This window comes from Streptomyces sp. YJ-C3 (assembly GCF_053891275.1).
Genome location: NZ_CM132685.1, coordinates 7586033 through 7597415 on the forward strand (window position 1 = coordinate 7586033; position 11383 = coordinate 7597415).

Consider the following 11383-nt stretch of genomic DNA (forward strand, 5'->3'; position numbering starts at 1 on the left):
CCGGGGCCTTCCGCTGCCGATGACTCACGCCTGCGGCAGTCGCTCCAACTGCGCCTGGATACGGGCGATGTCCTCGTCCGCCTTGGCCAGCCGCGCACGGATGCCCTCGACGACCTTCTCCGGTGCCTTGCCGAGGAATTTCTCGTTGCCCAGCTTGCCCTCGGCCTGCGCCTTGTCCTTCTCGGCGGCGGCGAGGTCCTTGGCGAGACGCTTGCGCTCGGCGGCCACGTCGATGGCGCCGGACAGGTCGAGCGCCACCTCGGCACCGGCGACCGGCAGCGTCGCCGTCGCCTGGAAGGCGTCGCCCTCCGGCTGCAGCTTCAGCAGCTGCCGGATGGCCGCCTCGTGCGGGGCGAGCGCCGTGCCGTCCAGGGTGAGCCGGGCCGGGACGCGCTGGCCCGCCTTCAGGCCCTGCTCGCCCTTGAACCGGCGGACCTCGGTGACGACCTGCTGGACCGTCTCGATCTCGCGCTCGGCGGCGTCGTCCCGGAAGCCACTGTCCTTGGGCCACTCGGCGACGACGACCGAGTCACCGCCGGTCAGCGTGGTCCACAGCGCCTCCGTCACGAACGGCACGATCGGGTGCAGCAGCCGCAGCGTCACGTCCAGGACCTCGCCGAGGACCCGGCCCGACACCTCGGCCGGCTCGCCGCCCGCCATGAACGTCGTCTTCGACAGCTCGACGTACCAGTCGAAGACCTCGTCCCACGCGTAGTGGAACAGCGAGTCGGAGACCTTGGCGAACTGGAAGTCGTCGTAGAACGCGTCGACCTCGGCCACCGTCTTGTTCAGCCGCGACAGGATCCAGCGGTCCGTCGCCGTCATCTGCTCCGGCGCGGGCAGCGGGCCCTCGATCGTCGCGCCGTTCATCAGCGCGAAGCGCGTGGCGTTCCAGATCTTGTTGGCGAAGTTCCGGGAGGCCTGGACCCAGTCCTCGCCGATCGGCACGTCGGCACCGGGGTTGGCGCCGCGGGCCAGGGTGAAGCGGACCGCGTCCGACCCGTACGCGTTCATCCAGTCGATGGGGTCGACCGCGTTCGGGTTCGACTTCGACATCTTCTTGCCGAACTCGTCGCGCACCAGGCCGGTCAGGGCGACCGTCTTGAACGGGACCTGGTCCTCCATCGCGTACAGGCCGAACATCATCATCCGGACGACCCAGAAGAAGATGATGTCGTGGCCGGTCAGCAGGACGTCGGTCGGATAGAACTTCGCGAGGTCCTCGGTCTCCTCCGGCCAGCCCAGCGTGGAGAACGGCCACAGACCGGACGAGAACCAGGTGTCGAGGACGTCCTCGTCCTGCGTCCAGCCCTCGGCCTCGGTGCCCGGCGGCTGCTCGTCGGGGCCGACACAGACGACCTCGCCGTCGGGCCCGTACCAGACGGGGATGCGGTGGCCCCACCACAACTGCCGCGAGATGCACCAGTCGTTGAGGTTGTCGACCCAGTCGAAGTACCGCTTCTCCATGTCCTTCGGGTGGAGGGCGACGCGCCCGTCACGGACCGCGTCACCGGCGGCCTTGGCCAGCGTCTCGACCTTGACCCACCACTGCAGCGACAGGCGCGGCTCGATGGTGGTCTTGCAGCGCGAGCAGTGCCCGACGGAGTGGACGTACGGGCGCTTCTCGGCGACGATCCGGCCCTGCTCGCGCAGCGCGGCGACGATCGCCGCGCGCGCCTCGAACCGGTCGAGGCCCTGGAACGGACCGGGCACCGTGATGACCGCCCGCTCGTCCATGACGGTCAGCGTCTCAAGGTCGTGCCGCTGCCCGATCGCGAAGTCGTTCGGGTCGTGGGCCGGGGTCACCTTGACGGCGCCGGTCCCGAACTCCGGGTCGACGTGCGTGTCGGCGACGACCGGGATCGTCCGGTCGGTCAGCGGCAGCTTGATCCGCTTGCCGATCAGATGCGCGTACCGCTCGTCGTCCGGGTGGACGGCCACGGCGGTGTCACCGAGCATCGTCTCGACACGGGTGGTCGCGACGACCACGGTCTCGTCGCCCTCGCCGTACTTCAGCGAGACGAGCTCACCGTCGTCGTCCTGGTAGTCCACCTCGATGTCCGAGATGGCGGTGAGGCAGCGCGGGCACCAGTTGATGATGCGCTCGGCGCGGTAGATCAGCCCGTCGTCGTACAGGTCCTTGAAGATCTTCTGGACGGCGCGGGACAGCCCCTCGTCCATCGTGAACCGCTCGCGCGACCAGTCGAGGCCGGCGCCGAGGCGCTTGAGCTGGCCGAGGATCCGGCCGCCGTACTCGCTCTTCCACTGCCACGTCTTCTCGACGAAGGCGTCACGGCCGATGTCGTGCCGGGACTTGCCCTCCTCGGCGAGCTGCTGCTCGACCTTGTTCTGCGTCGCGATGCCGGCGTGGTCCATGCCGGGCAGCCACAGGGTCTCGAAGCCCTGCATGCGCTTGCGGCGCGTGAGGGCGTCCATGAGCGTCACCTGGAACGCGTGGCCCAGGTGCAGCGCGCCGGTCACGTTCGGCGGCGGGATGACGATCGTGTACGGCTCCTTCTCGCTCTTCGCGTCAGCGGTGAAGTAGCCCCGTTCTACCCAGCGCTCGTACAGCGCCCCCTCTACCTCGGCCGGCGCGTACTGGGTCGGCAGTTCGGAGGTGGGCGCTGGGTTCTGCTGCTGAGAGTTCTCGGTCACGGGGCCAGTTTAGAGGGGTCACAGTCCCGTACTGAAACCGAATCCGGGGGACCGAACCGCACGCACGTACGTCAGGATGTCGGAAGCACATAAACCTCGGGAGGGAACCCCAGTAATGAGCCACAACCAGCCGGGCCCGTACGGAGGCCAGCAGCCCCAGCAGCCCGGACCCTACGGCCAGCAGCCGCAGCAGCCCGGACCGTACGGCCAGCAGCCCCAGGCCCCGCAGCCCGGCTACGGGTACCCACAGCAGGCCCCGCCCGGTGTCCCGCCTCAGCAGCCCGGACCGTACGGCCAGCAGCCCGGCGGCTACGGCCACCCGCAGCCGCAGCAGCCCTACAGCCAGCCCCAGGCCCCCGGCCCCTACGGGCAGCAGCCGCAGGCCCCGTACGGCCAGTACCCGCCGGCTCCGCCGCAGGGCGGCGGCAAGAAGAAGACGGGCCTCATCATCGCGGCGGTGGCCGTGGTCGCCGCCATCGGTGTGGGCGCCTACTTCGTGTTCGGCGGGGGCGGCGCCTCGGTCGCCGACGACGGCGCGCACAAGCTGACGACGCCGGCGACGGTGCTGACCGAGTACAAGAAGGACGCCAGTTCCTCGTCCGGCGGCTTCGACGAGCAGGACATGAAGGACGCCGAGAAGAACGGCCTGAAGAACGGAAAGTCCGTCAACGCCTCCTACGAGGTCAAGGACACCTCCAACCCGTTGGCCGGCAAGGTGATGCAGTTCACCGGCGCCTACGGGGAGATCGACGATCCCGAGAAGGTCGTCGACGGCATGTTCGCCAAGGCGACCCTCCAGGCGGCGAAGGACGAGGGCGACAGCGAGGGCAAAGCCAAGCTCGTCGGCAGCCCCACGAACTACAGCACGGACGACTACATCCTGAAGTGCCAGGAGATGCAGTACGAGAACACGGACACCTCGTCCAGCAGTGCCGGAACTCCCAAGTCGATCCACATGCCCGTCTGCATCTGGGGCGACCACAGCACCGCCGCCGTGGTCATTCCTCTTGAGATCGCGGACATGATGTCCGGCAAGACGCCCGACCTGAAGGCGTCCTCGGAGATCGCCGTGAAGCTCCGCAAGGAGGTCCGCGTCCCGGCGTGACCCCACCGCCGTGAACGCATGAAGAGGGGCCCTGGCCGGATGTCCGGCCAGGGCCCCTCTCGCGTCTCGTGTCGACCCGCGTACCGCTACGCCGACTTCTGCTCCCCGCTGCCGCTCCCCCGCGCATCCCGCGGAATCAGCGTCGGGTTCACGTTCGAGTGAACGGCGTCGGCGGTGATGACCACGCGTGCGACGTCCTTCCTCGACGGGACCTCGTACATCACCGACTGGAGGACTTCCTCCATGATGGCGCGCAGGCCGCGCGCTCCGGTGCGGCGCAGGATGGCCTGGTCGGCGATGGCCTCCAGGGCCTCGCGCTCGAAGTCCAGCTCCACGCCGTCGAGTTCGAAGAGGCGCTGGTACTGCTTCACCAGCGCGTTGCGCGGCTCGACGAGGATCTGGAGCAGGGCCTCGCGGTCGAGGTTGTGGACCGAGGTGATGACGGGAAGACGGCCGATGAACTCGGGGATCATCCCGAACTTCACCAGGTCCTCCGGCATGACCTCCTGGAACTGGTCCTTCTCCTCCAGCTCGCGCTTGGAGTGGATCGTCGCGCCGAAGCCGATGCCCTTGGCGCCGGCCCGCGACTCGATGATCTTCTCCAGGCCGGCGAAGGCGCCGCCCACGATGAAGAGGACATTCGTGGTGTCGATCTGAATGAACTCTTGGTGCGGGTGCTTGCGGCCGCCCTGCGGCGGGACCGAGGCCGTGGTCCCTTCGAGGATCTTCAGCAGGGCCTGCTGGACGCCCTCGCCCGACACGTCGCGCGTGATCGACGGGTTCTCGGACTTCCGGGCCACCTTGTCGATCTCGTCGATGTAGATGATGCCCGTCTCGGCCTTCTTGACGTCGTAGTCGGCGGCCTGGATGAGCTTCAGCAGGATGTTCTCGACGTCCTCGCCGACGTAGCCCGCCTCCGTGAGCGCCGTCGCGTCGGCGATGGCGAACGGGACGTTGAGCATGCGCGCCAGCGTCTGCGCGAGGAGTGTCTTGCCCGAGCCGGTCGGGCCGAGGAGCAGGATGTTGGACTTCGCGAGTTCGATCGCGTCGTCACGGCCCGCCGCCCCGCCGTTCTCTCCGGCCTGGACGCGCTTGTAGTGGTTGTAGACCGCCACGGAGAGCGCCTTCTTGGCGGCCTCCTGGCCTACGACGTAGCCCTCGAGGAACTCGTAGATCTCGCGCGGCTTGGGCAGTTCCTCCCAGCGCACTTCGCTCGTCTCCGCGAGCTCTTCCTCGATGATCTCGTTGCAGAGGTCGATGCACTCGTCGCAGATGTATACACCGGGGCCTGCGATGAGCTTCTTGACCTGCTTCTGGCTCTTTCCGCAGAACGAGCACTTGAGCAGATCGCCGCCGTCACCGATGCGTGCCACGAGGTGCTTCCCCTTCGCCTGGGAGACGCCACGTTCAGCGGCTCCTGGTGCCTGTATCCGACGGTACCTTGCCGGGCCCCCCGTTCGGGCCCCCCTTGGCACGGTTCACTTTGACGAGGTCCTGTCGAGAACCTCTGAACGCCCGGTGAACCGTGCCGGGGAGTGGCAGACGATACAACGCCTTGTCAGGCGATTGCCTCGTTGTTCATCTTGCGCGTCGAGATGATCTGGTCGACCAGGCCGTACGCGAGCGCGTCCTCGGCCGTCAGGATCTTGTCGCGCTCGATGTCCTCGCTGATCTTCTCCAGCGGGGTCGTCGAGTGCTTGGCCAGCATCTCTTCCAGCTGCGTACGCATCCGGAGGATCTCGTTGGCCGCGATCTCCAGGTCGGAGAGCTGCTCGCGGCCGGTGCCGCCGGAGGGCTGGTGGATCAGCACGCGGGCGTTCGGCAGCGCCATGCGCTTGCCCGGGGTGCCGGCGGCGAGCAGGACCGCGGCGGCCGAGGCGGCCTGGCCCATGCAGACCGTCTGGATGTCCGGCTTCACGAACTGCATCGTGTCGTAGATGGCCGTGAGGGCCGTGAACGAGCCGCCGGGGCTGTTGATGTAGATGGAGATGTCGCGGTCCGGGTCCATCGACTCCAGGCACAGCAGCTGCGCCATGACGTCGTTGGCGGAGGCGTCGTCGATCTGCACGCCGAGGAAGATCACGCGCTCCTCGAACAGCTTCGCGTACGGGTCGTACTCACGCACGCCCTGCGAGGTGCGCTCGACGAAGCGCGGGATCACGTAGCGGTTGTCGACCTGCGGGCCCGTGTAGAGGCCGCTGCCGGGGATGTTGTTCATGGTCGGTGTTCCGTCCTGGTGAGGGAGGCAGTGGGCTTGGGGCCGGTGCTCGATCGGAATCCCGATCAGGCGCCCGTGCCGCCGCCGCCCGGAACACCCGTAGCGGCAGAGATGATCTCGTCGATGAGGCCGTACTCCTTGGCCTCCTCGGTGGTGAACCAGCGGTCGCGGTCACCGTCACGGATGATCGCCTCGACGGTCTGACCGGAGTGCCGGGCGGTGATCTCGGCCATGCGCTGCTTCGTGCGCAGCAGGTACTCGGCCTGGATCTTCACGTCCGAGGCCGTACCGCCGATGCCCGCGGAACCCTGGTGCATCAGGATGTCGGTGTGCGGCAGCGCGAAGCGCTTGCCCGCCGTGCCTCCGGTGAGCAGGAACTGGCCCATCGAGGCCGCCATGCCCATACCGATCGTGATCACGTCGTTCGGGATGTACTGCATGGTGTCGTAGATCGCCATGCCGGCCGTCACCGAGCCGCCGGGGCTGTTGATGTAGAGGTAGATGTCCTTGTCCGGGTCGGCGGCAAGGAGCAGCATCTGCGCGGTGATCTTGTTCGCGATGTCGTCGTCGACCTGCTGGCCGAGGAAGATGATCCGCTCGCCGAGCAGCCGGTTGTAGACATGGTCGCCGAGGCCACCACCGATGGACGGCTCGCCGGCGGCGGAAGGCATCAGATTCGTCACGTATCCACCTGCTCGTCTCTGACGGCCACGTGCCGTCTCGCGTCTCTAACTGAGGCCGGGGGCCCTCGCTCGGAGACTCCCCTGCCCTCGTATTCATGGACCCTAACGCGCAGCTCCCCCCGGGGAATCCCGCAGAAGGAACTGTTCGCTGTGAGCGCATGCCGCCGCTTGCCGGAGGGGCCTGTGCGGCAGGGTGCGACAGACCCCCGGGACTGGATCGTGTCCCGGGGGCCTGTCGTGTGTGACTTAAAGGGAGGCTCAGGCCTCGGCCTTCTCCTCGTCGGCGGAGGTCTCGGCGGCGGCCTCGACGGCCTCCTCCTCGTCGTCCTCCAGGTCGACGACCTCACCGTTGGTGTCCTTGACGGTGGCGGCCTCGACGACCACGGCAAGAGCCTTGCCGCGGGCGACCTCGCCGACCAGCATCGGGACCTGGCCGCCCTCGACGACGGCCTGGGCGAACTGGTCGGGGGACATGCCGGAGGAGGCGGCGCGACGCATGAGGTGCTCGGTGAGCTCCTCCTGGTTCACGTTCAGCTTCTCCTTGTTGACGAGCTCGTCGAGGACGAACTGCGTCTTGATGCCCTTGATGGCCTGCTCGCGGGTCTCGGCGTCGAACTCCTCGACCGTCTTGCCCTGGATCTCGAGGTACTTCTCGATGTCGAGGCCCATCTGGCCGAGCTGGTGGTGCTCGAGGTTGTGCTTGCGGGTCTGGACCTCGTCCTCGAGCAGCTTCTCGGGAACGGGGACCTCGACCAGCTCGAGCAGCTTCTCCAGGACGCGCTCCTGGGCCTGCGTGGCCTGGTCGTACTGCTTCATGTTCTCGAGGCGCTTGCGGCTGTCGGCCTGCAGCTCGTCGAGGGTGTCGAACTCGGAGGCGAGCTGGGCGAACTCGTCGTCCAGGGCCGGGAGTTCACGGGCGGCGACCTGGGTGACCTTGACGGTGACCTCGGCCTCCTTGCCCTCGGCGGAGCCGCCCTTGAGCTCGGAGGTGAAGGTGGCCTCGCCACCGGCCTCCAGGCCCTTCACGGCCTCGTCGATGCCGTCGAGGAGCTCGCCGGAACCGATGGTGTAGGAGACGCCGGAGGCGACGCCGTCCTCGAGGACCTCGCCCTCGACCTTGGCCTCCAGGTCGATCGTCACGACGTCGCCGTCCTCGGCGGCGCGCTCGACCGGGGAGGTCGAGGCGAAGCGCTCACGGAGCTGCTCCACGGACTTCTCGACGTCCTCGTCGGTGACCTCGACGGCGTCGACCTCGACCTCGATGCCGGAGTAGTCCGGGATCTCGATGGCCGGACGGACGTCCACCTCGGCGGTGAAGTTCAGCGTCTCGCCGTCCTTCAGCTCCGTGATGTCGACCTCGGGCTGGCCGAGGACGTTGAGCTCCGCCTCGTTGACAGCCTCGGTGTAGAACTTCGGAAGCGCGTCGTTGACGGCCTCCTCCAGCACCGCACCGCGGCCGAACCGCTGGTCGATGACGCGGGCCGGGATCTTGCCCTTGCGGAAGCCCTTCACCGTGACCTGCTGGTTGATCTTCTTGTACGCCGCGTCGAGGCTGTCCTTGAGCTCCTCGAAGGGCACCTCAATGCTGAGCCGAACCCGGGTCGGGTTCAGGGTCTCGACGGCGCTCTTCACGGTTCGGTCTCCTTGGGGGCTGACTTTAGGGATCGTGCCCGGCTTAGAGACACACGGGCATGCAGCTTGCATAGTAACGGCACGCCGGAGCACACCCACAATGCGATCTTGAAGCCGATACCGGCGGAGAAGCTCGGAGAGGGGCCGCGGGCGTCGTGCCGGCACGGCAACGCTGGTCGGGGTGGCGGGATTTGAACCCACGGCCTTCCGCTCCCAAAGCGGACGCGCTACCAAGCTGCGCCACACCCCGTCGGTGCGACACGTAGGGTACATGCCCGCAGGCAGTGCGGCTCCCGCATTGCCTGCGCGACGCAGAGGGCGGCAATGGGGTGTGCGTCCGGGGCCCCGGACCCGCTACGATGCCTTCCGTGCCGCGATCGGTGATCCGCGGCGCACACCGTGCGGGCGTAGCTCAATGGTAGAGCCCTAGTCTTCCAAACTAGCTACGCGGGTTCGATTCCCGTCGCCCGCTCTTGATCAAGGCCTCCGGCCCGGTTCCGCACAGTGGACCGGGCCGGGGGCTTTTTGCTGCTCCCCGGCCTGTGATCCGCTCATCGGCGCTCAGAAATTGATCGCGCTGATGCTGGACGCGACGGAGTTGAGGAAGTTGTTGATCGCGGGGGCCATTCCGGTCGACGCCAGGAAGAAGCCGAAGAGCACCGCCACTATGGCGGGCCCCGCCTTGATCGAGCCGCCCCGCATCAAGACGACGAGGACGATCGCCAACAACAGCACTACTGACAGCGAAATGGCCACACTGATCACACCCTAGGTCGGTCCGCTCTCCCGGCCCGGGGGGCACAGCCCCACACACCCCCCGCCAGAACCATCGTGCCACCAACGCGGCGTCTGTATGCGGTCGGTGACGCATCGTCGGCCACGCGCGCGTAGGGGCGCGGGGGCCGCGGGCCCTTGGGGCGCACGGACAGCGCATGCCGGCGGCCGGGCCACGGGGCGCCCGGAGGGTCGGAATTCGGCTTGATCGTTTCCATCGGCGCACATGCGGCGCACACATGCCCCTCGCATGCCACACCCGGTTTTCCCGCACTTTCCCCTCGGGGCACCCACAGGAAATCCGCAGGATTCACCGGCCGAATACCGATCCGATATTCGGCCTCGTCGACGGACCTGCGATTACCGGCGAAACGGACAATCGACCGGAGGGTTCGGCGGGCATTATGCGGTATTTAAGAGGGATTAGCTGTGCGATACCGGACAGATCGGCAATGCGTCGGCCATAACCCCGTGTCGTACGACGTCATGACGACTTCTTCGAATCCGGGGTAGCCGGAGGCGATAAGGAGGATTCGAGTTGAGAGTTTTACGAAATCGCACAGGCGCCGCTAGGGTGCCTCAGATGTTCCACACTGCCATGACCCCCGCCGGCGCAGTGCGGCCCCGGATCTTCTCCCCGAGTTCCTGGTGGGAGGGCCTGTGACCAACTCGCTGTACCCGCACGGCTCGCACCGCAGCCCGCTGCCCGCGGCCTCGGTGACGTCCCCCCGCGACACCACTGCCCCGTCCCCCGCCGCCGCGCCGCCCCCCACCTCGGCGCCGGCCCCCGCTCCGCCCGCCGGCGCCAAGCCGAAGCAGCGGGACGCGTTCTTCGACAACGCCAAGTACCTGGCCATCGTGTTCGTCGCGATGGGCCACTGCTGGGAACCCCTGACGGACGGCAGCCGCACCGCCGAAGCGCTGTACATGATCGTGTACACGTTCCACATGCCGGCGTTCATCATCATCTCCGGCTACTTCTCGCGCAGCTTCGACATGCGGCCGGACCGGCTCAGGCGGCTGATCACGGGCGTCGCCGTGCCCTACGTCCTCTTCGAGGTCGCGTACACGATCTTCAAGCGGACCGCCGGGGACGACCCCGACTACCCGTTCAGCCTGCTCGACCCCTGGTTCCTGACGTGGTTCCTGGTCGCGCTGTTCATCTGGCGGCTCACCACGCCGCTGTGGAAGGTCATCCGCTGGCCGGTCCCGGTCGCCCTCGGGATCGCCGTGCTCGCGTCCGTCTCGCCCGACATCGGCGACGACCTGGACCTGCAGCGCGTCCTGCAGTTCCTCCCCTTCTTCGTGCTCGGGCTGTTCATGAAGCCGGAGCACTTCCAGCTGGTGCGGCGGCGCGAGGTGCGGATCCTGTCCGTGCCGATCGCGGCCTGCGCCCTCGTGCTGGCGTACTGGGCCGCTCCGCGGATGACGTCCGCGTGGTTCTACCACCGCGACAGCGCCCAGGAGCTGGGCGCCCCGTGGTGGGCCGGTGTCGTCATGACGCTCGCCCTGCTCGGCTGCTCGCTGGTGCTCACCGCGTGCTTCTTCGCCTGGGTGCCGGGGCGGAAGATGTGGTTCACGGTGCTCGGCGCCGGAACGCTGTACGGGTACCTCCTGCACGGGTTCCTGGCGAAGGGGTCCCGGTTCTGGGGCTGGTTCGACGCGGACTGGGTGCACAAGCCGTACGGGGAGATCGCCGTCACGCTCGCCGCCGCGGTCATCGTGACCGTGCTGTGCACGCCGCCCGTGCAGCGGATCTTCCGGTTCGCCATGGAGCCGAAGATGGAGTGGGCCTTCAAGAAGGACGCCGCGGACCTGGCCCGGCAGCGCCAGAAGGCCTAGCGCCTGTCCGCTACGCCTCCAGGCCCAGCAGCGCGCGCATCGTCGCGTACTTCCGGGTCAGGCGGTCCCGCGTCGGTGCGTCCAGGACGGCGAGGCGGGCCGGGTCCGCGTTGTGGGCCAGGTCCGCCTCCTTGACCAGCCGGGCGCCGGGCGTCGCCAGGATGCGCCGCGCGTACGCCTCCGGGGGCTCGCCCGCGCGCTTCGTCAGGGCCAGGACCATCGCCTTGGTCTCCTCCGGGAGCGCCGCGGCTGCCAGCCAGCCGGCCGTGAGGGCGTCGTCCTCGACCGCGTCGTGCAGCCAGGCCGCCGCGATCTGGGCCTCGGTGCCGCCGCGCCGGCGCACCCCGTCGGCCACGGCGTGCAGGTGCTCGGCGTAGGGCCGCCCGGCCTTGTCCGTCTGTCCCTCGTGGGCCCGCCTGACCAGTGCCTCTACTTCCGTCAACGTGAGCATGCGGCGAGCGTAGGGGGAACCGC

9 protein-coding genes and 2 tRNA genes are annotated in these 11383 nt (G+C 68.1%); 3 read left to right on the plus strand and 8 right to left on the minus strand.

Annotation, left to right across the window (positions count from 1 at the left end):
• Window positions 1-24 precede the first annotated feature (24 nt).
• Entirely contained in the window at window positions 25-2655 is a 2631-nt protein-coding gene (locus tag ACVHNB_RS34280) for a valine--tRNA ligase (RefSeq protein ID WP_428954703.1), read from the minus strand.
• Window positions 2656-2770: 115 nt separating this feature from the next.
• Here ACVHNB_RS34280 and ACVHNB_RS34285 point away from each other — a divergent pair, with 115 nt between their 5' ends.
• Window positions 2771-3760: a hypothetical protein gene (locus ACVHNB_RS34285; RefSeq protein ID WP_456226667.1), complete on the plus strand. Its 990-nt coding sequence runs from the start codon at window positions 2771-2773 to the stop codon at window positions 3758-3760.
• An 86-nt stretch (window positions 3761-3846) separates the two neighbouring features.
• On the opposite strand, the gene clpX is transcribed toward ACVHNB_RS34285, so the two are convergent.
• From clpX to ACVHNB_RS34310, 5 genes are all read right to left on the minus strand, one after another.
• Window positions 3847-5133, minus strand: coding sequence for an ATP-dependent Clp protease ATP-binding subunit ClpX (gene clpX / locus ACVHNB_RS34290; protein ID WP_428954701.1), 1287 nt, complete (start codon window positions 5131-5133; stop codon window positions 3847-3849).
• Window positions 5134-5318: 185 nt separating this feature from the next.
• Window positions 5319-5978 carry an ATP-dependent Clp protease proteolytic subunit gene (locus ACVHNB_RS34295; RefSeq protein WP_164303251.1) on the minus strand — a complete coding sequence of 220 codons (660 nt, stop codon included), beginning with the start codon at window positions 5976-5978 and terminating at the stop codon, window positions 5319-5321.
• Window positions 5979-6043: 65 nt separating this feature from the next.
• Window positions 6044-6649, minus strand: a complete 606-nt coding sequence (locus ACVHNB_RS34300) for an ATP-dependent Clp protease proteolytic subunit (protein WP_394438312.1) — start codon at window positions 6647-6649, stop codon at window positions 6044-6046.
• A 270-nt stretch (window positions 6650-6919) separates the two neighbouring features.
• Window positions 6920-8293 carry a trigger factor gene (gene tig / locus ACVHNB_RS34305; RefSeq protein ID WP_428954700.1) on the minus strand — a complete coding sequence of 458 codons (1374 nt, stop codon included), beginning with the start codon at window positions 8291-8293 and terminating at the stop codon, window positions 6920-6922.
• Window positions 8294-8466: 173 nt separating this feature from the next.
• Window positions 8467-8543 (minus strand) — tRNA-Pro (locus ACVHNB_RS34310).
• 151 nt (window positions 8544-8694) lie between these two features.
• Between ACVHNB_RS34310 and ACVHNB_RS34315 the strand changes: the two genes are divergently transcribed.
• Window positions 8695-8765, plus strand: a tRNA-Gly gene (locus ACVHNB_RS34315).
• Between the two features lie 89 nt (window positions 8766-8854).
• Here the strand turns inward: ACVHNB_RS34315 and ACVHNB_RS34320 are convergent.
• On the minus strand, window positions 8855-9049 hold the full coding sequence (locus tag ACVHNB_RS34320; protein ID WP_161301056.1) for a hypothetical protein: 195 nt from the start codon (window positions 9047-9049) through the stop codon (window positions 8855-8857).
• A gap of 678 nt (window positions 9050-9727) precedes the next feature.
• Between ACVHNB_RS34320 and ACVHNB_RS34325 the strand changes: the two genes are divergently transcribed.
• Window positions 9728-10909, plus strand: a complete 1182-nt coding sequence (locus ACVHNB_RS34325; RefSeq protein WP_456226668.1) for an acyltransferase family protein — start codon at window positions 9728-9730, stop codon at window positions 10907-10909.
• A 10-nt stretch (window positions 10910-10919) separates the two neighbouring features.
• Here ACVHNB_RS34325 and ACVHNB_RS34330 read toward each other — a convergent pair whose 3' ends face one another.
• Window positions 10920-11360: an HD domain-containing protein gene (locus ACVHNB_RS34330; protein WP_428954698.1), complete on the minus strand. Its 441-nt coding sequence runs from the start codon at window positions 11358-11360 to the stop codon at window positions 10920-10922.
• Window positions 11361-11383: the final 23 nt, after the last annotated feature.